Raw genomic sequence first — 25,524 nt, forward strand, 5'->3', positions numbered from 1 at the left:
GCCTGCGTTAGCAGGCTGATTTTTATCCTCTAATTCCTAATTTTGAAATTAATTCTTTATAAACTTCTGGTCTTTCCTTCTTCAAATATTTTAACATTTTTCTTCTTTTACCAACCATTTTCATAAGTCCTCTTCTTGAATGAAAATCTTTAGAGTGAACTTTTAAATGCTCTGTTAAATGCCTAATTCTAGCAGTCAATAATGCAATTTGAACTTCTACTGAACCTGTGTCTTTTTCATTAATTTTGAATTCTTCAATAACTTTGTTTTTGATTTCTGGATCTAATCCTCTTGACATACTTTCTACCTCCACATATATATTCCTTTAGCCAAGATAAGGTCTATACCATTATCTGAGCTAAGGTATTAATATTATAATATATATTATGTTAAAAGTCAATTGATAATATTTTAAACTTCTACTACTTCTTCTCCATCAAAATCTTCTTTTAATGCATATTTCAATGAAATTATTGCAACTTCCAACTGTTTTTCGTCAGGTTCAGACGTAGTAATTTTTTGCAATGCTAACCCAGGCCAAGCTAAAATTTTTCCAACCCATGTATCAATTCTTTTTGCTGTAAATCTTTGAAATTCATAAGCAAATCCTGCTACTAATGGTAATAAAATAATTCTCGTGATAATTTTTGCTAATAATGATGTATACCCTAATGCTCCTGTAATAGAAAAAACTATTATCGAAGCAAATACAGTTATTATAAGGAAACTTGTGCCACATCTTGGATGCAAAGTTGTATATTTTTTAGCATTGACAACATCTAGTTCTTTACCATCTTCATATGTATATACTGTTTTATGCTCTGCACCATGATATTCAAAAACACGTTTAATATCTTTAAATAAAGAAATAATCCAGATATATAATATAACAAAAAATGCTCTTATTACACCTTCAATAAACGAAAACCAAAATTCATTTTGAACATTAAATAATTTTGTTAAAAACATTGGTCCTAACCCAAATCCACCAATAGCAAACAATATTGCCAATAATATTGATATTATCATATCTTTTTTAGTAATGTCCTCTTCTCCGGAAACATTAGCCGAATAAGACAACGCTTCCATTCCTATAATCATAGCTTTTAACAGCACAAAAAAACCTCTTATAAAGGGAATTTTTTCCAACCATCCAAAAGAACTTTCCTTTAATTTTTTTACCTGTATCTTTCCATCTGTTCTCCTAACAGCTACTACAGTATTTATCCCTTTCATCATAACTCCTTCTATGACAGCTTGCCCACCAACATATTTAGGCATTTTCTTTTTTCCCATTATTTATCCTCCTTAAAACTTCCTCCGCTATTTTATCTTCTGTTATAACATAATAAAAAGTTAAAGCTTCTTTATCAATACTCTTTTCTTTTTTTAATATCATTGAAGCTTTCCTTCTTAATATTAATCTTTCATTTTCACTTAATTTTGCTATTTCATTCACTATAGAAAAAAGCCGCGCGTCCCTTTCACACGCGGTAACTATTTCATTGATGACTTTATCATCTATCACCTATGAATTTCCTTTCTGTTAAGCTTCCGCTTCTTCTTCAGTAACTTCAGCAAATACTCTAAACTTTATACCTGTTCTCTTTTCTTCTCCAACAGTTACTTCTACAAAACCAGGAACAACAAAAAGTTTTTTACCACGAGTTTCAACAAATCTTCTTGCAATAGCAATAGCTTTAACAGCTTGGTTAACTGCCCCCGCCCCTATAGCTTGAATTTCAACTTCATCCGTTTTACTCAAAACGCCTGCAATAGCTCCAGCTACTTTGTTTGGTGATGAAGAATGTCCAACTTTCAAAACTTCCATGGATAGTTCAGCCCCCTTTATTTCGTTTTCTAAATTTAATTTTACCATAAATATTTAACTTTTTCAAATCTTTTAAATTTTTTCTCTATATTTCCTTAAAAATCAATCAAAAGCCGCTGAAAAAGCGGCTTCAATTTTTTTATATTAAGTATATAAAATAGTGTATTTACCTTCAATTAAATACTTAGAAAAAATAGATTTTATTAAAATTCTATTATTCTTCTCCAAACTGCAGTTATAGAGTTTAAAATCTCTTTAGGACTTATCAAATCGCCATCTACTTTATTTACTAATTCAATATGCCTTCCAAATTTATTTATTCTAGAAATTTCCATTGCCATTTGCCCCAAATTCATTTCAGCTATAATAACTGCTTGCGATTTTTTCAAAATGTTTTTCATTTTTGAAACAGGGAATGGCCATATTGTAATTGGTTTAAATAAGCCTACAGGAATTCTATCTTCTCTTGCCATTTTTACTGCTTTCATAGCACTTCTAGCAACTGTTCCATATGCAACTACTATTATTTCTGCATCATCTATCATATATTCATCATATATAGCAATTTCTTCTGAATATAACCTTATTTTTGAATCAAGATGTTTTATAACTTTGTCAGCTACATTTGTAGTTCCTACAGGGAATCCCGTTTCATCATGTACCAAACCAGACACATGGAATCTAGCTTTACCCATTTCTATTAACGGGTTAACTGGAGCATTTTCTTCTTGAAATCCAAATGGATGGAATAAATCTTCCTCTTCGATTTCCGATTCTTCTAATCTTTTTATAATCTCAGGATTTTCATCTTCATCACTCAGATAAAAACTTTCTCTCATATGACCTAAAGTTTCGTCCATTACTAAAACAACTGGTGTTCTATAAGTTTCTGCATAGTTAAAAGCTTTTATTGTATATTTATATGCTTCAGCTACTGTTGAAGGATATAATGCTATTATTTGTTGATCTCCATGCCTTCCCCATCTTATTTGCATAATATCTCCTTGAGATGGTTTAGTAGGCAATCCAGTACTTGGACCTCCTCTCATAACATCAACAAAAACACAAGGGGTCTCTGTCATTGTAGCATATCCTATAACTTCTTGCATCAAACTAAAACCCGGGCCACTAGTTGCAGTCATTGATTTTACCCCAGCCAAAGAAGCTCCTACTATTGCTGCTGCACTTGCAATTTCATCTTCCATTTGTATAAATTTTCCACCAACTTTTGGAAGTTCTCTAGACATAACTTCAGCCACTTCCGTCGAAGGAGTAATGGGATATCCGGCAAAAAACCTACAACCTGCTTTAATAGCCGCTTTAGCAACCGCTTCATTTCCTTGCATAAAAACTATTCTACCCATTATTTTCAACCACCTTTTCATCTTCCACAACATTTATGGCTATATCTGGACATAATCTTTCACACATTAAACATCCAATACATTTACTTGCGTCTTCGACTATAGGTTTACCTAATTCAGCTTCTCCTAATGTTTTTGTTGGACAAACATTATAACAAATTCCACAGCTTTTACACAAAGAATAATTAATTTCTACAACATAATTTTTTCTCGCCATAAATAGTCACCTCATTATGAAAGAATTGACAAAAATACACCTGCTGCTACAGCAGAACCTATAACTCCTGCTACATTAGGTCCCATAGCATGCATTAATATAAAATTGCTAGAATCTTCTGATTGAGCTACAGTTTGGGCAACTCTCGCAGAGTCAGGAACCGCTGAAACCCCTGCAGCTCCAATCAAAGGATTAATTTTATCCTTTGAAACTAAATTCATTAATTTAGCAAATAATATTCCTGATGTCATAGCAATAATAAAAGCAACTGCACCTAATAAGAATATTTTTAAACTAGATGGTTTTAAAAATATATCTGCTCTTGCTGTACTACCAACAGAGAGCATCAATAATATTGTAACTGAATCAAGTATAAATCTTGAAGCTGCTTCAGCTAACCTTTTTGTTACTCCTGACTCTTTTAATAAATTGCCAAGCATTAATAGACCTACCAACGATAATGCCTTAGGAACTAATAATGCAACTACTATTGTGGTTGCTATTGGAAATATTATTTTTTCTTTTTGACTAACATGTCTCATCTTTCTCATTCTTATTTTTCTTTCATCTTTAGTAGTTAATAATTTTGAAACTGGTGGTTGAAGTATTGGTATTAACGCAATATAAGAATATGCTGCTATTGCTATAATCGCTAATAAATCTGGAGAAAACTTAGATGCTAAATATATTGATGTAGGACCATCTGCACCACCTATAATAGCAATAGAAGCAGCGCTATGTATATCAAACCCCATTAAATTAGCTACAATAAATGTACCGAAAATACCTACTTGAGCGGCTGCACCTAAGAATATTAATCTAGGATCAGCTATTAAATAAGAAAAATCTGTTAAAGCTCCAATACCTAAAAATATTAAAGGTGGATATACACCTAAAAACATTCCTCTTTGAATATACCATAACAATCCTCCAACTTGATTTCCAGTAGGTGGATTTAATAAACCAGTAACTTCTGGAGGAATATTAGCTAATATTATACCAAAACCTATTGGAATCAACAATAAAGGTTCCGCATGTTTAACTATAGCAATGTAAATTAATATAGTTCCAATAAAAATCATTAATAAATGTTGCCATGTAAAATATGCAAATCCGCTGTTAGCAAAAAAAGCTAAAAAATTTGAAAAGTCCATTTTTTTTCCTCCTTGATTTTTTTTTCATACTAATTATAAAACTTTATTTAAATTAATTCAAGAAACATATTGACTAAATATATTAAAGTAAAGTAAAAAAAGCAAGGGCTTAATGCCCTCTTTTATATCTAATCGTATTTAGTCATAATTTTTTATATTTAAAGAAAAAATAACAATCCGTCATGTTTTATATTATATTCAACATTTTTAGGTATAACTATTGTGGTAAAGTCTTCAAAGGAAACAAAAATACCGAAACCTCTTACAATTTCATCTTTAACTTTTTTTATTTTAAAATATTGAGTAAAAAATTCCTTAGGTGAATTGGTTATAATATATGGACTATCCTTTAGTACCTTTTTCCCTTTTTCAATATGTATTTCTCTTGGTCTTCCCCAATCATATAATCTATAGGTTAAATTTGATGTTTGCTGGATTTCTATTAATGTTGAATTTGGTCCTAATGTATGTACTACTCCTGCTGGAATAAATAATAAATCATCTTTTTTTAATTTTTGTGGTTTAAACACTGCATCCCAATTTTGATTTTCTATGGCTTCTATATTTTTTTCTATATCATTAGAAATAAAAATTTCATTTGTTTCATTTAAAAAATACCATGCTTCAGTTTTTCCCCATGGTTCATTCTCAATACTTTTTGCAAATTTATCATCTGGATGAACCTGTATAGACAACCATTCTGTAGTAGATATTAATTTTAATAATAAAGGTATTCTTACATAATTTTTATCAAATAATGCACCAATTAATTTTGAAGGATTTCCATAATTCTTACCACTTTTAATTCCTATTAATTCTGTTTCAAAATTTTTCACACCTGAAAACAACCATACTTCTCCTATTTTGTTTAAATCATTTTTACTAAAAATTTTATTTAGTTTCTCATTTCCCCATACTTTTTCAACAAATACTGGAGTTGATATAAGTGCTTCATTTATAAGTATTTCACTCATAATATCACCTCTGATTTAATAAATATTCCCAAAATAATGTTTTTTCATTTCTTCATTTTCTGGTAATTCCATTATCTCTTTTAATACATTTTTTACCTGTTTATATGAATTTGTTCTTCTATCTCTAATTAAGAATTCTTCAAGAAGATTTATATCTCCACTTAAAAATGCTTCTAATGCCATTTCCATTCTTATCATTCTTGGATAAAGATAGTATTTTATAATTCTACGACTTAATTTAGGATAAATTTCCTCTGGATGTATTCCATTTTTATCTACTAATACAGGAATTTCAATGGCAACATCCCTTGGAATTTCATTAATTGCTCCAGAAGCATTCATCATATTTAAAACCAATCTTGAGCTTTTATTATTTACTATAGCATTTATAAAAGGAATATGTTGTTCTCCACTTAATTGATGAGGATTTAATATTTTTCTCATCTCTTCTTCAAAATGCCCTTCTAATTTATTATTAATCAATGCTAGCTCAAATATTTCAGACAATTTCTTATTATTATTTTCAATTACAAGTTTTGCAAAATATTTAATTATTTTTGTAACTTCCAAAAGCATGTTTTGATACCATTTCCAACCAATTTCAGAATCAGCACCTCCCCATGGCAATCCATACCATTTTTTCTTTTCTTCTAAATTATAATGATATTTCCAAGAACTATTTCTAACAGTATCTCCAATAGGGAACATTCTATAAAATTTATACATATCAATTGCAGCAGGACTTAATTGATCATTAAATGGATCTTTAGGGTTAAATTCATTATTTTCTTCAATCCATTTTTCTAATAATGGATAAGCGTCCTCACCCTTATATTCAAATCTATTTAACCATATTGCGTGATTAAACCCAGCAACCTGCCAATCAACAAAATTATTATCTAGATTTAATTTTTCTACAATTTCATTTACCCCATAATGACCATGACAAACACCTATCATTTTAATAGGAATTTCTCTAGAAATTAATGTTGTAATCTCAAAAACTGGATTAGCTCCTTGAATTAACCAAGCATTTGGAGATAATTTTTCTATCAATTTTGCTACATTAAAAGCAAAGTTTAATTGATTAAAATTCGATATTGTATAATAATCAGAAACCATATTAAATTCTTGCGTATCTATTCCTCTATAATATCCATATTTTTCACCAATTTTTCTAACTTTTTCTAAATATTCATGTCCTCCTACCATTGCTGTATTTATTACAAAATCCGCATCTTTTATAGTTTTTTCCAAACTATTAGTTTTTTCAAATTTTATCTCAGATTCAAACTCTTCCACAATTTTACTTGCTAATAAATGAACTGCATTTAATCTTTCTTCATCTATATCCATTAAAGTAATTATACTACCAGATAATTCCGAAGTTTTACAAATATCCGCTACCAACCTCATGGAAAAAACTGCGCTTCCTGCTCCTATAATTCCTATTTTTACTCCCATAATATTTATCCCCCCTAAATTTTAAAATTTATTTATTAAATTCAGTAAATTTCTTCTATCAGCACCACTTTCATAATACCAATACGCTAAAGCGGCAGGCATTTTTTTTAAAGAATATTTTTCCACAAAATCAATTAAAAATTCTGGAATTTCAATCCTTACACTCCATTTCATATCATATCTAGAATAATTTCTAATAAATTCATCTATTTTTTCTTTTTTCTTCAACTCAAAATATTTAGTAATAAATTCATCATATTTAGATTTTTTTATTTTCTCAAAAAAATGTCTTACTAATTCTTTTCTAGCATTGATAAATTCATTCCCTTTAATCATTTCTATTATAAACCATTGTATATAAAAATCATTATTATCAAAATATAATTCTTGTATATCATCTAAACTAAGATTAGGTTTATCCAAACAAGATATATAACTATTAACAAAAAGCTTTTTCCTTTCTTCAAAATTCATATTTTTTAACTCTAAAATAGATTTATTATATTCATTTTCAAAATATAATTTACCATATTCATTTATTATTGCAAATGGCGAAAATATATCAGGTGTGATATTTAAACCTGTAATTAGTTTTTTAATGGTATCTCCTCTTACTTTAGTCGCTTTTCCATTTATTATAGCAGAAATACTTTTTCTCGAAACCCTTATTTTTCTTGATATTTCTGATATATTGTTTATATACTTTTTTAAATATTCTCTAATTTCTTCTGTGTTTTCATATAAAGATTTATTTGTAATAATAAACTTTTGAATATATTTAAACATTGTTTTAAATTTTTCTTTTGAATTTCTTTCACCATTTTCTGGTAATTTTTTCCAAAAATAAAAAATAATAGGTGCATATGAATATAAAATTTCAATATTTTCCTTGTTCACTTCAAAAAAGGTATCCCAACACCAAAAACGATTTTCATTATTTTCAAAATAATATCCTGTATAATACATTAATTTTTTTGAAAGGTTAATAGATTTTCCTAAATTAAAGTTCTTTAAATACCAAGACCAATCATTAAGGGAATTTATTAAACCAACTCTATGAGGAATTTTTTTTGATAATTCATATGATCTTTCAAAATATTCCCATGCTTTTTCAAAATTTTTATCTTTTATTTCCTTTCTTGCCTTACCTAAATAAATAAATGCTTCTGTTGAAGGATCAGATTCATATATTTTTCCCCAAAGTCTTGTATTTTCATTCCAACCCATTATATTCTCTATATTTATTAAAACCGAAGAAACTATTTTTCTTGCTCCTTTAGGTATCTTTGAATAATTTTCTTTTAAGAAGGAGTATAACTTTTTTGCTTCATAATTTTTTTTTAAAGAATATAAATAATATAGTTTTTTGGCCAAAAATATATAGTCTAGGGTTTTAGAATTTTTATGCTTTAAACCTCTTTCTATTTCTTTAAGAGATTTATTCATTTCATTTTTCCAGCTATACTCTAAACTTTTAAATAGATGTTTCCATCCGTCATGTTTTGTTTTTATTTTCATATAATTTAAAAATGGCTTTGAAAAGGAGCCATATTCTGATAAAATATTAAAAATTTCCTGATTTTTTCTGCTCATATTTATACCTCTCTTTTTTACTATTATACTATATTTTCAAATTAATGGGAAGTTATTCTATAAAAATTTCAATTGTTACAATATAGCATTTTTTTTAATTCTTTTATTCCATATATAATAACCATTTCAAGCATCAGTAAACTTGAAAGTCAGATAGAATCATGTATAATATAATTGAAAATCTTAAAAGGAGCGTGAAAATATGAAAAAAATTACTAAAACAATTGTTATTTTAACTTTCTTATTTACTATGATATTTCCTACCATAATTTTTTCTAGTCCTGGAGATGATATGGATTCTACACAAATAACTCAAGATGCTGTTGTCTTTACATTAAATACATTTGATATAACTCAATAAGGGGAGCATCCCCTTATTTTTTATAAGGTTGGTGAATAGATGAAAAAAAATTTGCTCTTAGTTATAGCTATGCTTTTAGCAGGATTAACTTTTGGAAATAATAATCTATTAATCTCATTTCAAAATGGGATTTCTTTTTATTCAATTTTGATCATTATTACTATTACTATTCTCGTTATAGATAGAAAAACTTTGAAAAATAAATATTTAGAAAAAGAAAAAGAATTAAAATTGCTTAATGAAGAGTTAGCTGAAACAAACAAAGAACTTGAATCATCTTATAATAAAATTGAAAAATTAAATTCTTCAATTTTAAAAACCTTAGAATTATCTTCATTTTTTGCTACTCCAAAATTAATGGAAAACGACTTTGAAAAAAAGGTTTTAGAATTGGCGCTTGAAATAATAGATCCTGCTGAAAATGGTTCTATTTATTTATTTGATGAAAAAGATAACGCAAAAATGGTTTTTGCAAAGGGTTATAATTATAGAAAAATCAATGAATTAAACCTCAAAAAAAGTGACTTAATTATCCCTAATAACGCCGAAATAATTAAAAATATTCATGAAATTAATAAAATAAAAATGCCCTCTGAAAAATACATCAACTTCAAAGCACTTGGTGGAAATATTAAAGAAACCCTTATAACCCCTATTTCCTTTAATAATGAATTATTTGGAATTATAACATTGGATATTTTAAATAATAATATAATAAATAATTTTGAGGATTATCATACAAAAATAATGGATTACTTTGGAAAAACTTTTGCTGGTTTTTTAAAAATGCTGGAATTTATAAAACAAGAAGGTAAATTTCATAAAGAAATTGCTTTAACTCTAGTGAAAGCTTTAGAATATTATGACAATTATACCAGAGGACACTCTGAAAGAGTTGCTAATTGGGCCTCATTAGTTGCCGAAAAAATTGGATTAGATAAAGAAAATATTGAAAAAATATACTGGGCTGGCATTTTACATGATATTGGAAAAATTTTTGTTCCACAAGCAATTTTAAACAAAATGGGAAAATTAACTCCTGAAGAATTTGAAAAAATAAAACTTCATCCTGTAAAAGGAGAAGAGTTAATAAACAAAGTTGATGAGATGAAGTATATTTCAAAAATAATACGCCACCACCATGAAAGATATGATGGTAAAGGATACCCTGATGGCTTAAAAAGCGACGAAATACCTATTGAATCCAGAATTTTAGCCGTTATTGATAGTTATGATGCTATGACAAGCCAAAGACCCTATAAAAGAGCTCTTTCAAAAGAAGAAGCTATTTATGAATTAAAAAGGTTATCAATGCAACAATTTGATGGCAAAATTACCTCTGCATTTATTGAAATAATAGAAAAAAATGATTAATCTAAAGAGTTTAGAATATAATATTATTTTTTATTATATAATTTTATAAATATTTCATCATTTAAAATGGGAGTAAATAAATTCCTCAATAAAAGTAAGGAAATAAAATAAAAAAATGCACTAATTAAAAATAAATAAGTATACCCATTTGAAACAGACGTGATATACCCAAATGCTAAAGCAGCTAATGATCTCGCTATAAAATTAAGAAAATTTCTAAAGCTACTTATTGTAGTTATTTTATTTTCTGGTATATAACTCATTATAACTGTTGTGGATACGGGATTTGTCATATTCATAAAAGAAAATCTTAATGCATACAATACAGTAAATACATATGGATCTCTGACATAAGCAAATGATATTATTAGTGGAATTACCAGAACATTCATAACAAATGTAAATTGATATGCACCAAATTTTTTAGATAATTTTGAAGAAAAAATTGATCCTAATGATGCCCCAAGTTGAGCTATAGCTAAAGCTACACCTATAATAGTTGGTTTCATATTAAATAAATCTTTAAATATGACATTTCCGAAATTAACAAATAACCCTGCTCCAAAACCTATTAAAAATGTTCTTATAAGATGAATTTTCACTATATGACTCTGTAACACATTAAAATCCTTTAAGTTGAAAATCTCTTTAATAGATATTTCCGAATGATGATTTTTATTTTCGTGAACAGCTAATAAAAAGAAATTTGAAGATAAATGCGTAATTCCAGTTATTAATAATGCAGTGCCAAATCCAAAAATTTCTCCTAAAGAGCCACCTATTAAATTCCCTATTAACCCACTCCCCATAAAAAGGCCGAAGTTGTATCCAAAAAACTTTCCTCGATTTTCATGTGTTGTAATATCTACTATTAAAGAATTTAATAAAATCATTCTTGAAGTTAATACACCGCCATTTATAAGAGCTGTATATATTAATATAGACTCTGTTGGTATCGATATTCTTAAAAATGTTATTATAGCAAAGGTAATAGAAGAAACCATTAACATCAATTTTTTACCATATTTATCTCCCAACACACCAATTAATAACCCTAAAATAGCTGATCCTATCATTTCTAAAGAGGTTATATGGCTTATAAAGGTATTATTAAACCCCATATCCCTTAAAAAAAGATTAAAAACTATTCTATATATCGATTGAGCTATACGGCTTAAAAAAGTATAGTACAATAATTTTTTCATTTCACCACTCCATTCGTTAGTTTTACTAACATATTATACTATAAAATTTAGTTAGTTTTATTAACATTTTTTAATTTTTAGTGTATAATATCTTTGACTATTTTAATTTTAGGGGGAAAATATGGCTAAAGATTTAACTAAAGGAAGTATTTTCAAAGAATTACTATTGATGTCTATACCTACATCTATTGGTTTTACATTTCAAATGATATATGACTTGGTGGATATATATTGGATTGGCATGATTTCAAAAGAAGCAATAGCAGGAATAGGAATTTTTTCTACTATTTTTTGGGTAGTCGAAGCTTTAAATGAAATAATAGGTGTAAGTTCTATATCCTTAATTTCACAAAATTTTGGTAAAAGGGATATAGAAAAAACTAATTTAGCTATAGAACAAACAATAGCTTTTAAATTTTTCGTTGCTTTAATTGGATCTATATTTTTTGCAATATTTTTAGAACCTATTTTAGGCATTTTTGGTGATGAAACTGTGACAAATTATGGTCTTTCATATGGTTACATTAGGGTATTCTTTTTACCTATAATGTTTTCTTCATTTTCTGTAAACACTGCATTAAGAAATATTGGTGATTCAAAAACCCCTATGTATATAATGATTTTTGCAAGCATTTTAAATATAACTCTAGACCCTATTTTAATGTTTAAAAAAATTCCATTTTTTAATATCAACGGATTCAATTTAGGAGTCAAAGGTGCTGCTGTTGCAACAATAATATCTCAAAGCATTGCTTTTTTAATAGGCTTTTATATTCTGCTTAGTGGGAGAAGGGGTATAAAACCTTCTTTAAAAGGTATATTTAAATTAAATTGGGAAATTGACAAAAAATTATTAACTATTGGTCTTCCAAATGGCTTAGAAGTTTTTGCTAGACAAATGTCGATGACAATAATACTATATTTTATATCTATTTTTGGAACTTCTGTTATTTCTGGTTATACAATAGCGGGAAGAATCTTTGGACTTGCATTTATGCCTTTAATTGGATTATCAATGGGAGGCTCAGCTATAGTTGGTCAATCTCTAGGTGCAGAAAAAATTGATAGAGCAGAAAAAACTGCTAAAATATCAGCATATACCACAACTTCTTTGATATTTTTATTCATGATTATTGTATTTTTCTTTTCAAAAAATATTATAGGTTTTTTTACCAAAGAACCTGATGTAATTAAATATGGTTCTGAATTTTTGTTTTTTGGTTCTCTTGGACTTTTATTTGTTTCTTATGCTTTTGGCATTGGTATTGTATTTCCCGGCTCTAGATATAATACTCCATATTTATTTATGAGTTTAGGTGCAAGATGGTTGGTGCAAATACCTTTATTATTTCTATTCATAAACATTCTACAATTACCTGTATTGTGGGTATGGTTATCCTTTGTATTTGGAGATATATTTGAATTTATAATTGCTATGTATTTTTATAAAAAAGGAAAATGGAAATATAAGAGGGTGTGAAAATGAAATTAGGAAATTTAAATTTAAATAGAAAAAATAATTTATTATACTTAACCTTTCCCAACTTCGAAAAATATAAGAATTTATTTCATATATTTACTACAAGAAAGTTAGGTGAAAGTGATTTTGATTTAGGGTTAAATACAGAAACTCCTATACCTCAAATATATAAAAATTACATTTACTTAGCTAATACATTTGATTTGGATGTAAATAATTTTATATTATCTGACCAAGTTCATGGTGACAATATTTTAATTGTAAATAATTCGCATAAATCTGATAATTTTCTATTTAATAGAAAGATAAAAAATGTTGATGGGTTAATAACTAATATTAAAAATCTTTTTTTAATAACTTTATATGCTGACTGTACACCAATCTATTTTTTTGATCCAATAAAAAATGTCGTAGGATTAGCTCATTCAGGATGGAAGGGAACATTAAAAGAAATAGGTAAAAAAACCGTTTTAAAAATAGCGGAAACTTTCGGTTCTAATCCTGAAGATTTGTTAATAGCTTTAGGCCCTTCAATTGGCTCTGAAAGTTTTGAAGTAAAAGAAGACGTAAAAATTTTATTTGAAAACAAATTTAGATTTTCTGATAAAATTATCAAAAGAAAAAATGAAGAAAAATATTTAATTGATATTCCTACAACTATTAAATATACCTTAATGGAGATAGGAGTTAAAGAAAAAAATATATTTATCTCAAACGTAGATACTTACAAAAACACCGATATATTATTTTCATACAGAAGAGAAGGAAAAACTGGTAGAATGGCTGCTATAATAGGTCTTCTTGACAGTTAAATATTATTATGCTATAATAGTTAGTAAAACAAACTAAAGAGGTGTGTTATGGCAAATAAAAATACAAAAGTTGATATTTTTAATAATTCTATTATTATGTCTCTTTTCCTTTTAGGATGGCCTATGATTATTTCTAATTTACTTCAAACTATGTATAACATAATTGATGCTTATTTCCTTGGAAAAGTAGGAAAAATAGAGTTTTCAGCTACTACAATTACATGGCCTATAATCTTTGTATTTATTTCATTTACTATAGGTTTTTCAAATGCTACAGTAGCTTTAGTTTCACAATACACTGGAGCAAAAAATAAAAAAATGTCTCAAAAAACTGCTGGACAAGCATATCTTATAGCTATTATTCTTGGATTATCTCTGGCCTTGTTAGGTATTCTTGTATCTACACCAATAATAAATACAATTGCAGGAGAAAATAGTAAAGTTGTTGTTCCATATGCAATAAAATATTTCAATATTATAATGTTAGGAATGCCTTTTGCTTTTTTATTTAACATATCCGGAGCTATTTTAAGAGGCTGGGGTGATTCAAAATTCTCAATGCATATGATGTTTTATTCTACAATAGTCAACACTATTTTAGATCCTATTATGATTTTTGGATTAGGTCCAATTCCAAAAATGGGGGTTGTAGGTGCTGCATGGGCTACTACCATCGCACGAATTTTTATTGGTATTGTATCATCTTATCTAGTATTTAAAGGGGAGCGCGGGTTTAAAGTGCATATATCAGATTTAAAATATGATTCCTTTTTAATAAAAAAAATATTATCAATAGGCTTTCCGGGATCAATGAGTTTCACTATAACATCAATAGGTTTTGCTGTCATTATGAAATTTGTATCAACATTTGGACCAACAGTTGTTAGTGCATATGGAATTGGAAATAGAATAATTAATTTAATTACTATGATTTCTTTTGGTATTAGTGCCGCTGTTACAACTATGATAGGTCAATTTTTAGGAGCAAATGATATTAAAAATGCTGAGAAAACTGTAAAAACAGCCTTTATTATTAATTTTACAATAGTTGCCTTTCTAAGTTCTTTAACCTTCCTATATGGAGGACATCTTACTAAATTTTTCATTAATGATCCAGAAGTAATAAATATTGGAAATATATTTTTTAAGTATGTATCTTTTTCATTGCCGTTTTTCTCTTCTATGAGTGTATTTGTAAATACATTAGTTGGAGCCGGAAGAACCGGACAATCAATGATTATTAATATAACCAGATTATGGGGTATTAGAATTCCCCTTATTGCAATCATGGCTAATAGCTGGGGATTTATGGGAATTTTTTATGCGATGATAATTAGTAATATACTTGCTATGATTCTTGCTTGGACATTTGTGCATTTTGGAAATTGGAAAAAAGCAATAATATAACGGAGGTTTATTCCTCCGTTATTATTTTTAAAAATATTTCAACTATTTTAGGTGAAAATTGTTTTCCTGCATTTCTTTTTATTTCTGATATTGCATAATCCTCACTCAAAATATTCCTATATGCTCTTTTGGACCTCATTGCATCCCATGCATCAGCAACTGATATTATTTGTGCAATTAATGGAATTTCTTCTGCTTTTAAACCATCAGGATATCCTTTTCCATCCCATCTTTCATGATGATGTCTTACTCCAATAGCAATATCTCTTAAGCTTTTTGCCTTTATTAAAGCATTATATCCATAAATCGGATGCATTTTTATTTTATTATATTCCTCGTCAGATAATTTTGATTTTTTATTTAATATTTCAATGGGTATTATTAATTTACCTATATCATGCAATAATGCCGCCCAATATACCTTTTTCTGAGTCTCCTTATCTAAATTCATTTTTTCCGCAATTTTTTTTGATAATTCTGCTACATTTTTGGAATGATTTTTTGTATATTCATCATGTAATTCCAAAAAGGAAATCAATGATTTAATAATATCTTCTCTAAATAATTCTTCGATTTTTGCCTCATTTTTTATCTTATAATATGTATATGCCAGTGTTTTAAATGATTCTAAAAACTCATGTATCTCTTCCAGTTCTACTTTATCTTTTACTATCCCAAGTTTAACATAATAGTCCAGAACACCATAAAAATCTAAGTTCAAATTTATTATTTCTAAATTATCCCTAAGCTCTCCAAACTTTAATAACACTATATTTTCTTTTCCAAATTCAATATATTCAAAATACGGAACTATAAATCTAAATGTTTCTATTAATTTAGTAACATAATTTTCTTCAGCTACATACTCACTCTTTCCAATATCTGATACAATCTTTATCATAGCTTTCAAGCTATTTTTCAATCTTTCATTACTTATATATAAACTTTCAAGTTCTTCATTTTGAGCAACTATCTGCTCATTTAAAGATTCTAATTCATCATTTTTTACATTAAGTATTATATTCATTCTCCTCAATTCTTTTGTTCGCTTTTCAACTAATTTTATTAAAATATAATGATCCACTATAAACACTATAAATACAAATAATGACGTATATAAAAATAATTTTACCCATTCTGGAATTTCAGAAATTCTTTCTACATATAAGTACTTATTTAATATTTCATAATATATAGAACTTTTATTTTCTTTTAGTCGTTTAAGATTTGAATCTATTAATTTTATTATTTTTTCTTTCTCTTTATAATCTTTTCTAAACATTATTAATAATTTTATAGGAGAAAATATTATATCTGTTGGAATTACACTATATTCTTTAGATTTCAACAATCCAAATGTTCTATTTACAATTCCAACATCTATTTTATTTTCTGAAAGTGCTTTAAAAATTTCTTCATATGTATAAAATTCAACAAAAGTGGATTTTATATCAAAATTTTCCAATTTTCTTTTTATACCATATTCATCATCTTCATAATATATATCATTTTTCAAAACACCTATCTTTTTATTTTCAAGATCAAAAATGTTTACTATATCTTTATTATTTTTATTTATATAAACAACCGCCCAATCAGATAAAAACGATTTATTATTAAATTCATATTTTTTACTTCTTTCAGTAGAGTATCCAACACATGCAATTGCATCAATTTCACCATTATCAAGCTTTTTAATTAAATTACTAAATATATCAGATTTATATTCATATTTTATATTTTCTTTATCAAATATATAATTAAGTATTTCAGGAAAAATACCTGTTTTACTATCTATTATTTTTGGTGGATTGTAATATATTCCAATTTTTATTGAAAAGACCATTACTGCAAAAAATAACATGTATATTACAATTATCTTTTTTTTCACAACTCCACCACACTTTCACTTTTAAATTTGGAAGTATAAAAGTACCACTAAAAGATACTGGTAAAATATTTCAAAAATATGGAAATATTTTATTTTTAAAGATTAGCAATAGGGTTTGAGTAGTTATGCTTTTTGAACATGAAAACTATATATTTAATTTAAATTGGTTAACAATAGTCATTAATCGATTAGCAAGTTCTGTCATTTTGTTAGCTTCAGCAGTAACATTTTCAATATTTGCACTTTGCTCTTCTGTTGCAGCATTTATTTCTTGAACAGAAGCATTAATTTTAGTTGTGTTTTGAGATAATTCTGTCATTGCTGTAGCTATTTCATCAACTCCTGCTGTTTGCTCTTCAACACTAGCTGCAATACTTTCTAATCTTGAGGTTATATCTTTTATAGCTTTTAATATTTTTTCAAGATTCTCACCTGCTTCATTTGACAATTCTGAGCCTTCCTTAACTTTTTCATTAATTATATTTGAAACACTCATAGCTTCTGTTGAAACAGTTTGAATGCCTTCTACAACCTCTCTTATTTCATCAGCTGCTTTTCTACTTTCTTCAGCCAAAACTCTTACTTCATCAGCAACAACTGCAAAACCTTTACCTGCTTCACCAGCTCTTGCTGCTTCTATAGCAGCATTTAAAGCTAATAAATTTGTTTGTTCTGCTATATTTGCTACTGTATCAACAAAATCGCTTATTTTTAAAGCACTTTCATTAAACTCTTTTACTACTTTTTCAATTTCTTTTGTTGTTTCCGTAATTTCCTTCATTTTTTCTATTGATTTTTTCACAGTATTCCCCGCATTCTCTGCTTCTTCAGTTGATAAATGTCCAAATTCTGCTGCTTCTGTAGCATTGTCAGCAATTAATTTGGTTGCAGAAGAAATCTCCTGAACAGAAGCTGTAGTCTCCTCTACAGCTGCTGTCACTGTTTCTATTTCCTGAGATATATTATTTACGGAAATTGTTACTTCTTGAAGTGCTTCTGTTGAAACATTCATTTCTTCAATAATTTCTTTCATTGAATTTGTTAGCGTAGTACTTTCATTTTTTAATTGAGTCATATTCTGTACCAATTCTTTATGCATTTCTTTAAATATTTTTATTAATTCTCCAAACTCATCTTTTGATCTTACTTCTGGAATTCTAACAGTATAATCTTTCTCTGATAATTTTTTTGCATACTTCATTAATATATTTAATGTTTTTGTAATACTATTTATTAAAATTATTGAAATAAATATTCCTAAAATTAGAGCTAAAATAACAACTACAATACCAAATGTTTTAGATCTTTTTATCAATGCAAAATTAGTATTAATGATATTATCAGTTTTATTATCAATTTCTTCTTGAAGCTTATTAAAAGAACTTATCGCTTTTGCTCCAATCTTTCTAAAATTATCTGCATCATTTTTTATTGCATCTACAGAATTATAACTTTTTAACAAAGTTAAATATGCAGAAATGTCTTCTGTAGCTTTTTTCTTTATATCATTTAAATCACTATCTAAACTCATTTTTGATATATAATCTATTACTTCTTGCATTTTATTTTCCGCATTTATTTTTAATTCATTATCATTAAAGGCAAGATATTCAGCTACTAATTTTCTTGCTTCCATAAATTTTGTTGCAAATATTCCTATATTTTTCATATGAACAATATATTTTTCGTTCATTTGTTTCTCATTATTTAAGATGTTAGAAAAAGAGTAATTATACATAAAAAAAATGATAAATTGAGTTATTAATAACATTCCTACTAAACTATATATTTTTGTTTTTATCCTCATTCTTCTCCCTCCTTTTTTCTTTTCTAATTTTTATTTATCATTTGTTTTTTACATTTGCTAAAATTATACAATATATTTTTTTAATTCTTTTTTACAAATAAATTATAACAAAAAAGCATGGATTTTTCAAAATCCATGCTCATATCCTACGTATTTTAAAACTCATTTTTCTCTTTTAACTTTCCCACTACTTTTCTAATGTCATTTATTTTATCTTCCTTTGAAATTAAAAGTCCGTTTTCTGTATCTATTACTATTATATTTTCTAACCCTACTATTCCTACATTTTTATTAGATTTCACAAAAACATTTTTACTTTCAACAAGATATACATTTTCATCATTATCTGAATAGCCATCCATTTCTCTTACAGATACCCAATTACCCACATCAGACCATTCATATTCTGCTTTTACTGTATAAACTTTATCTGATTTCTCCATTAAAGCATAATCTATACTTATTCTTCTAATATTTGGATATTTTAAATGTATTTGTTCAGTATCATTTACCTTTAAATTAATCATATCATTATATATATCTTCATTATACTTCTTCATTTCATCCAAAAATACACTTTTTTTCCAAAAAAACATACCACTATTCCAATAATAATTTCCCTCTTGTATATATTTCAAAGCAGTATTTATATCTGGTTTTTCTTTAAAGCTTTTTACTTTCATAATATTACTTTCTATTTCATTATCTGCTTCTATGTAACCATACCCTGTCTCTGGTCTTGTTGGATTTATCCCCATTGTAATTAAACCATTATATTTTTCTGCTGCATAAATACCCTTTTCTACTGTTTTCCAAAATTTCTCTTTATTTGGTATATAATGATCAGCTGGCAATATAAAAACTACCTCATCATCTTCAGCTACTAAAGTGCCTAAAAAACATGCAGGTGCTGTATTTCTTGCCACAGGCTCCAATAAAACATTATTTTCATTTAATTCTGGTAATTCTTTCAACGTCTCATTTTTATATTTTTCAGCTGTAACTACATAAATATCCTTTGGTTCTAATTTATAATTTAATCTCTCAAATGTTTCTCTAATCAAGGACTTATCGGAAAAAATCTTTAAGAATTGTTTTGGTTTTTTAGATGTACTCAATGGCCAAAATCTTTCTCCAGAACCTCCTGCTAAAATTATTGCTTTCATTCTTTTCCTCCTTTAAATATTATTTTCCCTCTATTAAAAATCTTTCCTCTTTCATTAACCCATGTAGGTTCAATATTACCATCATAAAAATTTGTTACTCTTGTATTTTCCAAATAAACATCATTACTTCCATTTATATATATATCTATTAAATTGTCTTCAAAAATAGTGTCTTTTATTAAAAGTTCCTTATCGTTAGTAGAATTAAAAATGGTTAATCCTTTTTCATTATTAACAAACTTTGATGAATTTACATAAAATGGTGATTTAAAAATATCTAATGAAATTTTATTATTTATAAATTCTGCATTTTGAATAATCAGACTTCTATCTTCTCTGGATTTTATTGTTCTATTATTGTTTTTAAATGTTATTGTATCTATAAATATATCACTATTTGCACTATTGATTGATTCATTACTATTTAAAAAATCTGATGTCTTAATTTTTAAATTAGAATTATACACATCTACATCAAGCTTAGACTCTACTACATATATATTATATAAATAAGCTTTTGAATTATAAAAACTAAATGATATTTCATTATCAAAAAATAATGAATTTTTTATTTCAACATTACCATCAATAATTTCTATTCCTTTTTTATTATCTGAAAGAATTATATTATAGGCTGTTCCTGAAAAACTTTTTTCATATAAACCAACTTTGCAATTTTTTATTACCAAATTGTATAAATTAAAATTATTATTAATAGTTATTCCTATATTAGCATTATATATTTCTACATTTTTCAAATTACCTGTATTTAATATAATCCCTTCAAATTCATCTTTTAAAGCTTTTATTATTAGTTTAGATTTGTTATTACTAAAATTAATTGAACCATTTATTATTATACTTTTTCCAGGAAAAACATATAATTCTGCCAAACCATCTATATCCAAATTTTTAATGTTTATATTGTCAGGAATTATATATTCACCAGAACTTATTTTCTCTAATGAATAAAATAATTTCTTCCCGAATAAAAAATTATCTCTTATATTAAATTTTAATTTTTCTGTTTTTAAACCCTTAAATTCTCTCCATATTTCTAATGTTCCTTCTTTTGTAAGTTTTTCTAAAGGTAGATTTAGTTTTAAAATATTTCCAGAGAATGTACCTTTATCAACAAAATCATCTAACTCAACTTTGTAAAAATTATATTTATAATCATCTAAAATATTTATTTCAAAAGTCCCTATTTCAATATTCCTAATGCTTTTTATCACAGGCAACTTTGGTGGAATTATTTTTTTATAAATTTCTTTATTAAATTTATCATCTATATATAATATAAATTTATATTCTTTTCCTGGTAAAAAATTCGAAAAAGTAAATTCACTTAGTTTTCTTATATCTATTTTTGTAATTAAATCGTCTTCTTCATCTAAAATTCTCAATTCACAAAAATCAGCTATAAAATCTTTTTCAAATTTAAATGATACACTATTATCAAACTCATTTATTTCATACCTTGGAAAAGGATTTAAATTTATTAATATTGGTTGTGATGCATTGTTTAAATCATCATATATAAATAATGTAGCTTCGTTACTAAATGTTGTAAACTCAATTGTATTTTCTTCAGATCTATATCTTTTTTCATCAGTTATTAATTCATACACAGATTTTTCATTTGATACCAATTTTAATGTATATATTTTATCGTATTTTAGTGAATAATTCTCTAATTTAGGTGGAGTTGTATCTACATAAATTTTTTTATACCAATAAATTTTTTCATTTATTTTAAATATTACATTATTCTCACCTTCAACAAATTTTTTAGGACTGTATTCTATTATTTTATCCATTTTAATTACTTTTTTATTTATCTTCTCTGGTATTTCAGGTAATACGGGTTTTAATATTTCAATTCCTTTTCCTTTATATCCAGATGGATAAATTGGTATTATTTTGTATATTACCTTATCATAAGTAAATTTATCACGATAAATTGTTGTATTAAATGTATCTATAAATTTATTATTTTTATATATTTCATATTTTATTGGATCTACTTTATTATGCTCTAATTCAAGCGATATATTTATATAATCATCAATTTTAATATTATAATCTTTTATTTTTGATAATGGTGTTTGTATATTAAATTTTTTCGAAAATATCTCTTTATTTTGTAAATATCCACTAACCTTAAGTATCCCATTTAAATAAGGCAAAGTATATAATTTATATACAGATAATGTTGTTTTATATTCTTTTTCATTAAAATATATTTTCCAATAATCTAATTTATAATTTTTAGATTCTAAATATATCCATATTTCATCATAATCTTTTCTTTCATAATTTACATTTATTATAGGTTTTTCAAGATTTATGAATATAGTTTTTTTAGAAAAAGATAAATAGGGAATACGAAATTCCCTATTTATTTTATTTTTATTTAATTTCACTTCTATATTATATCTTCCAGGAAATAACCATATATTAGAATAATTTTCATATTCTTTGTTTCTTATTTTTATATTAAAAGACATACCTTCTAATTCATTAGGTATTTTTAGAATAATTTGAACTTTTATAGGTTTCAAAAATGCTATTATAACTAGTAATATTAATATTATTAATACATATACTTTTTTCATGATTAACCTCCAAAGGGTATCTCACTTCTATTATATTTCTTCACCAATAATGTATACTATTTCCACATATTTATTTCCATATTTATCTACTTTTAAAGCTATTTGGAACCATAATAATACATCTCTTAAATATTCTCCATTATCATTATATAATATTTTTTTGCCATCTGTATTCATTTTGCCTTTTTTTATAGTACCATCTTTGTATTTCACATACAATAATGCATCTGGATTATATTTTAATGGATCGACAAATTTCTGTGTAAATAATCTATATGTTTCAGGTTCAAAAGATATTAATTTTCCACCATAAAATGCCCAAAAATAAATCGTCATATCTTGTGGCATTTGAACAAATTTTTCTTCAATTACATTCATTGTTATATTCATTTCAGGTATAAAGAAAGCATTTTTTGAAGTATCAATTTCGTTTAATTTATTAGAGACATCTTTCCAATACGAAATAAATGTATGATCTTCATTATCATTAATATTTTCAAAATAATTTTTATAGTTATTTAAAAACTTATTTAACGATTCTAATGTTGCATAATTTTTCTCACTATTTAATCTATCAACCACTTTAAAATAATTTATATTTGAATTTATATAATCCGATTGAATAATTTTTGTTCTGTATTCATATTTAACATTAGTTTTAAAAAATACTCCAATATCATTCGGAACTTCATCAGCCATTACTTCTTTATATAATTTTTTGTATTTCTCTGGAATTGTAGAAATTCTCTTATTTATTAGATCACCCATTCTGGATATTGTACCCACATCTACAGAATACCATTTTACTTTTATATTATTTTTATCAATTTTAAATTTATTCGTTAACTCCAAGTTTTCTGGAATTTGTAATTTAGGATTATGTTCATGATTTATATTTACTATCCACACATCTTCATTATCTTTTTTTATTGTACCGGAACTCAAAAATTCTAATGTTCTTTCATTTAAATCCATTTTATCTAAATATTTATAATTCATGGAAAAGGTTTGACCATTAAAATATTCTTCTTTTTGAGCTTTTATTTTTTTGTCTGGGAGGTATTATTCACAATATTTTCAATATAGTAATTAGTTTTTACAGTAATTTTAGAATTATCTAAAGTTATTAATTCTTCATTATCTGTAATAAATTTTATCACATCATTAGAAAATTTATATGGAACAATATTTCTTATCTTTGATTTAAAAGGAGCTTTTATCTTAAACAATGCAGGCTCACCTTTTAAAGTAGATTTAGGTAAATAAGATATCATATTATTTAATGTTCTTACAGGTACTAAATCTTTTTCATTTACAATCATCGGTTGTTGAGAAAATATAATTGATAAAAGAGAATAAAAATAAGCTCTACTTATTAAGTTGTTTCCATCAAAAATTTTATCATTTTCAAAGTAAGGTAACTTTATAACTGGAATAATTTTATTATTATATTCTATTAAAAAATATCTTTCAAAAACTGCCAAATATCCTGAATCATTCGAATTAGTTATTCCTGTATTCACATTCAATCTAGAATTTAACTCTTCAGAATATGTAACCAAATTCCTCTCAGATGTCATAGGATTATAATATCCAAAATTCCAACCATTATTTAATGCTTCAACAGTAAAAATTTTTACAATAACCTTTACTGCATCTATTTTTTTCAATTTATATAAAGGATTATTGGTATTTAATAAAGGTAATCCTATTTTATTAATAAAATATTTATTAATGTATTCTAAATATCCAAAATTTCTTGAAAAGTCATATCCGTTTTGAACATAAGATTTTTCTAAATTAGTTTTTACATCATTAAATGTCGGTGAAGAGAAAGGATATTTGTTTAAAATTTCTTTTTCTAATCCTAAAATTCTCGCTGCAGAAACAGCAACCTCAACAGCATAAACATCATCATTTGGATAAAAATTATATGAAAATCTAGAATCAAAAGAAGGAATATTTGTTTCTGAATCCAAATTATTATACATAGATAACTTTAGTAAATAATTAATATCTTTCGATAACTCCTTAATTGATTCATCAATATTAAAAAATAAAACAGGTTGTTTAGGAGAATCCACAGCAAATAAAATAATACTAATAGACATAATAAATAATAACATTATCCTTCTCACAATTTCACCCCAAAAAATTAATAAAATTTAATTGAATTCTTCTGTTTTTATATTATTTTATCACATAAATTCTTATATTTACAAAATACTTATATAATATCGCCTTTATTTAACCAAACTTTAACTTTAAAAATATTATTTTTATATATTTTGAATTTAATTAAATTTTTGAACTATTTATTTTTTTAATAGTCTAAATAATAAACTAATAAGGAGGGATATTATGATTGTAGATTCAAAAAAAGCTTTGAAACTACTTTTTGATTTTATTTCAAATTTTACAAAAGTTATATCAGATTTTTCAGAAGCTGAAAAATTAAAAACATTAGAATTTTATGTGTTATTATATTTAGGTTTAAAAGGTCCTCAAAAAATGAGTTCATTAGCTAAACATTTTTCAACTACTAAAAGCAACATAACAAATATTGTCGACAGCTTAGAAAATAAAAAATATGTAGAAAGAAAACGCAACAACGAGGACAGAAGAACTATTACAATAATACTTACAAAAAATGGTGAAAATGTATTCAACGAAACAGTTAAAAACTTTGAATTGATGTTTAATGATTTTATGTCTAAAGTTTCCAAAGAAGATTTAGAAATTATTTCAAAAGGATTTTATAAAATAATAGAAATATACAATCACAATTTTTCAGGGAGTGATTAAT

Annotated in this window: 23 protein-coding genes; 6 read left to right on the plus strand and 17 right to left on the minus strand. The window is 25.9% G+C overall.

Annotated elements, in window-relative coordinates; genetic code table 11:
* Nucleotides 1-22 precede the first annotated feature (22 nt).
* The 10 genes from rpsO to ACYQ44_RS02950 all read right to left on the minus strand — a co-directional run bounded on the left by rpsO (nucleotide 23) and on the right by ACYQ44_RS02950 (nucleotide 8,597).
* Nucleotides 23-298, minus strand: coding sequence for a 30S ribosomal protein S15 (gene rpsO / locus ACYQ44_RS02905; RefSeq protein WP_129408695.1), 276 nt, complete (start codon nucleotides 296-298; stop codon nucleotides 23-25).
* A 113-nt stretch (nucleotides 299-411) separates the two neighbouring features.
* Nucleotides 412-1,296: a DUF1385 domain-containing protein gene (locus tag ACYQ44_RS02910; RefSeq protein WP_459995094.1), complete on the minus strand. Its 885-nt coding sequence runs from the start codon at nucleotides 1,294-1,296 to the stop codon at nucleotides 412-414.
* Nucleotides 1,274-1,528, minus strand: coding sequence for a hypothetical protein (locus ACYQ44_RS02915; RefSeq protein WP_459995095.1), 255 nt, complete (start codon nucleotides 1,526-1,528; stop codon nucleotides 1,274-1,276). The genes ACYQ44_RS02910 and ACYQ44_RS02915 overlap by 23 nt, the downstream gene beginning before the upstream one ends.
* An 18-nt stretch (nucleotides 1,529-1,546) precedes the next feature.
* The gene (locus ACYQ44_RS02920; RefSeq protein WP_459995214.1) at nucleotides 1,547-1,831 is read right to left on the minus strand and encodes a stage V sporulation protein S; all 285 of its coding nucleotides are present in this window, start codon (nucleotides 1,829-1,831) and stop codon (nucleotides 1,547-1,549) included.
* Nucleotides 1,832-2,034: 203 nt separating this feature from the next.
* The gene (locus ACYQ44_RS02925) at nucleotides 2,035-3,195 is read right to left on the minus strand and encodes a 2-oxoacid:acceptor oxidoreductase subunit alpha (RefSeq protein ID WP_459995096.1); all 1,161 of its coding nucleotides are present in this window, start codon (nucleotides 3,193-3,195) and stop codon (nucleotides 2,035-2,037) included.
* Nucleotides 3,188-3,412: a 4Fe-4S dicluster domain-containing protein gene (locus tag ACYQ44_RS02930; RefSeq protein WP_459995098.1), complete on the minus strand. Its 225-nt coding sequence runs from the start codon at nucleotides 3,410-3,412 to the stop codon at nucleotides 3,188-3,190. The genes ACYQ44_RS02925 and ACYQ44_RS02930 overlap by 8 nt, the downstream gene beginning before the upstream one ends.
* Before the next feature lie 14 nt (nucleotides 3,413-3,426).
* Nucleotides 3,427-4,566, minus strand: a complete 1,140-nt coding sequence (locus tag ACYQ44_RS02935; RefSeq protein ID WP_459995099.1) for a sodium ion-translocating decarboxylase subunit beta — start codon at nucleotides 4,564-4,566, stop codon at nucleotides 3,427-3,429.
* Nucleotides 4,567-4,724: 158 nt separating this feature from the next.
* Complete coding sequence (locus ACYQ44_RS02940; protein WP_459995100.1) at nucleotides 4,725-5,540, minus strand: type I phosphomannose isomerase catalytic subunit; 816 nt, start codon at nucleotides 5,538-5,540, stop codon at nucleotides 4,725-4,727.
* A gap of 15 nt (nucleotides 5,541-5,555) precedes the next feature.
* Nucleotides 5,556-7,007 (minus strand): alpha-glucosidase AglA, encoded by a 1,452-nt coding sequence (aglA, locus tag ACYQ44_RS02945; protein ID WP_459995216.1) that lies wholly within the window; start codon nucleotides 7,005-7,007, stop codon nucleotides 5,556-5,558.
* A gap of 18 nt (nucleotides 7,008-7,025) precedes the next feature.
* Nucleotides 7,026-8,597, minus strand: a complete 1,572-nt coding sequence (locus tag ACYQ44_RS02950; protein WP_459995102.1) for a helix-turn-helix domain-containing protein — start codon at nucleotides 8,595-8,597, stop codon at nucleotides 7,026-7,028.
* Nucleotides 8,598-8,799: 202 nt separating this feature from the next.
* On the opposite strand from ACYQ44_RS02950, the gene ACYQ44_RS02955 reads away from it, so the two are divergent.
* Together ACYQ44_RS02955 and ACYQ44_RS02960 are read left to right on the plus strand one after the other, a co-directional pair.
* Nucleotides 8,800-8,958: a hypothetical protein gene (locus tag ACYQ44_RS02955; RefSeq protein ID WP_459995104.1), complete on the plus strand. Its 159-nt coding sequence runs from the start codon at nucleotides 8,800-8,802 to the stop codon at nucleotides 8,956-8,958.
* Nucleotides 8,959-8,997: 39 nt separating this feature from the next.
* On the plus strand, nucleotides 8,998-10,332 hold the full coding sequence (locus ACYQ44_RS02960) for an HD-GYP domain-containing protein (protein WP_459995105.1): 1,335 nt from the start codon (nucleotides 8,998-9,000) through the stop codon (nucleotides 10,330-10,332).
* A gap of 23 nt (nucleotides 10,333-10,355) precedes the next feature.
* Here the strand turns inward: ACYQ44_RS02960 and ACYQ44_RS02965 are convergent, their stop codons facing one another.
* Nucleotides 10,356-11,537 (minus strand): MFS transporter, encoded by a 1,182-nt coding sequence (locus ACYQ44_RS02965; RefSeq protein ID WP_459995106.1) that lies wholly within the window; start codon nucleotides 11,535-11,537, stop codon nucleotides 10,356-10,358.
* 121 nt (nucleotides 11,538-11,658) lie between these two features.
* Between ACYQ44_RS02965 and ACYQ44_RS02970 the strand changes: the two genes are divergently transcribed.
* From ACYQ44_RS02970 to ACYQ44_RS02980, 3 genes are read left to right on the plus strand one after another with little or no spacing between them, the layout of a single operon-like run.
* On the plus strand, nucleotides 11,659-13,017 hold the full coding sequence (locus tag ACYQ44_RS02970) for an MATE family efflux transporter (protein ID WP_459995107.1): 1,359 nt from the start codon (nucleotides 11,659-11,661) through the stop codon (nucleotides 13,015-13,017).
* A gap of 2 nt (nucleotides 13,018-13,019) precedes the next feature.
* Nucleotides 13,020-13,829, plus strand: coding sequence for a peptidoglycan editing factor PgeF (gene pgeF / locus ACYQ44_RS02975; RefSeq protein WP_459995108.1), 810 nt, complete (start codon nucleotides 13,020-13,022; stop codon nucleotides 13,827-13,829).
* 48 nt (nucleotides 13,830-13,877) lie between these two features.
* A complete protein-coding gene (locus ACYQ44_RS02980) occupies nucleotides 13,878-15,236 on the plus strand; it encodes an MATE family efflux transporter (RefSeq protein WP_459995109.1) in 1,359 nt (452 codons plus the stop codon).
* 7 nt (nucleotides 15,237-15,243) lie between these two features.
* On the opposite strand, the gene ACYQ44_RS02985 is transcribed toward ACYQ44_RS02980, so the two are convergent.
* From ACYQ44_RS02985 to ACYQ44_RS03010, 6 genes are all read right to left on the minus strand, one after another.
* Entirely contained in the window at nucleotides 15,244-17,127 is a 1,884-nt protein-coding gene (locus ACYQ44_RS02985) for an HD domain-containing phosphohydrolase (protein ID WP_459995110.1), read from the minus strand.
* 145 nt (nucleotides 17,128-17,272) lie between these two features.
* Nucleotides 17,273-18,934, minus strand: coding sequence for a methyl-accepting chemotaxis protein (locus tag ACYQ44_RS02990; protein ID WP_459995112.1), 1,662 nt, complete (start codon nucleotides 18,932-18,934; stop codon nucleotides 17,273-17,275).
* 155 nt (nucleotides 18,935-19,089) lie between these two features.
* Nucleotides 19,090-20,100 carry a mannose-1-phosphate guanylyltransferase gene (locus ACYQ44_RS02995; protein ID WP_459995113.1) on the minus strand — a complete coding sequence of 337 codons (1,011 nt, stop codon included), beginning with the start codon at nucleotides 20,098-20,100 and terminating at the stop codon, nucleotides 19,090-19,092.
* On the minus strand, nucleotides 20,097-22,718 hold the full coding sequence (locus tag ACYQ44_RS03000; RefSeq protein ID WP_459995115.1) for a hypothetical protein: 2,622 nt from the start codon (nucleotides 22,716-22,718) through the stop codon (nucleotides 20,097-20,099). The genes ACYQ44_RS02995 and ACYQ44_RS03000 overlap by 4 nt, the downstream gene beginning before the upstream one ends.
* Nucleotides 22,719-22,748: 30 nt before the next feature.
* Nucleotides 22,749-23,717, minus strand: a complete 969-nt coding sequence (locus ACYQ44_RS03005) for a hypothetical protein (protein WP_459995117.1) — start codon at nucleotides 23,715-23,717, stop codon at nucleotides 22,749-22,751.
* A 41-nt stretch (nucleotides 23,718-23,758) separates the two neighbouring features.
* Nucleotides 23,759-24,829 carry a hypothetical protein gene (locus tag ACYQ44_RS03010; protein ID WP_459995118.1) on the minus strand — a complete coding sequence of 357 codons (1,071 nt, stop codon included), beginning with the start codon at nucleotides 24,827-24,829 and terminating at the stop codon, nucleotides 23,759-23,761.
* A 250-nt stretch (nucleotides 24,830-25,079) separates the two neighbouring features.
* On the opposite strand from ACYQ44_RS03010, the gene ACYQ44_RS03015 reads away from it, so the two are divergent.
* Nucleotides 25,080-25,523, plus strand: a complete 444-nt coding sequence (locus tag ACYQ44_RS03015; RefSeq protein ID WP_459995120.1) for a MarR family winged helix-turn-helix transcriptional regulator — start codon at nucleotides 25,080-25,082, stop codon at nucleotides 25,521-25,523.
* Nucleotide 25,524: the final 1 nt, after the last annotated feature.

It is taken from the genome of Marinitoga arctica (assembly GCF_054657315.1).

Coding starts and splice junctions, on each gene's coding strand:
- ACYQ44_RS02910 (WP_459995094.1), bottom strand. CDS start 1,296: ATGGGAAAAAAGAAAATGCCTAAATATGTTGGTGGGCAAGCTGTCATA.
- ACYQ44_RS02925 (WP_459995096.1), bottom strand. CDS start 3,195: ATGGGTAGAATAGTTTTTATGCAAGGAAATGAAGCGGTTGCTAAAGCG.
- ACYQ44_RS02960 (WP_459995105.1), top strand. CDS start 8,998: ATGAAAAAAAATTTGCTCTTAGTTATAGCTATGCTTTTAGCAGGATTA.
- ACYQ44_RS02920 (WP_459995214.1), bottom strand. CDS start 1,831: ATGGAAGTTTTGAAAGTTGGACATTCTTCATCACCAAACAAAGTAGCT.
- rpsO (WP_129408695.1), bottom strand. CDS start 298: ATGTCAAGAGGATTAGATCCAGAAATCAAAAACAAAGTTATTGAAGAA.
- ACYQ44_RS02970 (WP_459995107.1), top strand. CDS start 11,659: ATGGCTAAAGATTTAACTAAAGGAAGTATTTTCAAAGAATTACTATTG.
- ACYQ44_RS02955 (WP_459995104.1), top strand. CDS start 8,800: ATGAAAAAAATTACTAAAACAATTGTTATTTTAACTTTCTTATTTACT.
- pgeF (WP_459995108.1), top strand. CDS start 13,020: ATGAAATTAGGAAATTTAAATTTAAATAGAAAAAATAATTTATTATAC.
- ACYQ44_RS03005 (WP_459995117.1), bottom strand. CDS start 23,717: ATGAATTATAAATATTTAGATAAAATGGATTTAAATGAAAGAACATTA.
- ACYQ44_RS02965 (WP_459995106.1), bottom strand. CDS start 11,537: ATGAAAAAATTATTGTACTATACTTTTTTAAGCCGTATAGCTCAATCG.
- ACYQ44_RS02940 (WP_459995100.1), bottom strand. CDS start 5,540: ATGAGTGAAATACTTATAAATGAAGCACTTATATCAACTCCAGTATTT.
- ACYQ44_RS02990 (WP_459995112.1), bottom strand. CDS start 18,934: ATGAGGATAAAAACAAAAATATATAGTTTAGTAGGAATGTTATTAATA.
- ACYQ44_RS02950 (WP_459995102.1), bottom strand. CDS start 8,597: ATGAGCAGAAAAAATCAGGAAATTTTTAATATTTTATCAGAATATGGC.
- ACYQ44_RS03010 (WP_459995118.1), bottom strand. CDS start 24,829: ATGTCTATTAGTATTATTTTATTTGCTGTGGATTCTCCTAAACAACCT.
- ACYQ44_RS03000 (WP_459995115.1), bottom strand. CDS start 22,718: ATGAAAAAAGTATATGTATTAATAATATTAATATTACTAGTTATAATA.
- ACYQ44_RS02980 (WP_459995109.1), top strand. CDS start 13,878: ATGGCAAATAAAAATACAAAAGTTGATATTTTTAATAATTCTATTATT.
- ACYQ44_RS02935 (WP_459995099.1), bottom strand. CDS start 4,566: ATGGACTTTTCAAATTTTTTAGCTTTTTTTGCTAACAGCGGATTTGCA.
- ACYQ44_RS02930 (WP_459995098.1), bottom strand. CDS start 3,412: ATGGCGAGAAAAAATTATGTTGTAGAAATTAATTATTCTTTGTGTAAA.
- ACYQ44_RS03015 (WP_459995120.1), top strand. CDS start 25,080: ATGATTGTAGATTCAAAAAAAGCTTTGAAACTACTTTTTGATTTTATT.
- ACYQ44_RS02995 (WP_459995113.1), bottom strand. CDS start 20,100: ATGAAAGCAATAATTTTAGCAGGAGGTTCTGGAGAAAGATTTTGGCCA.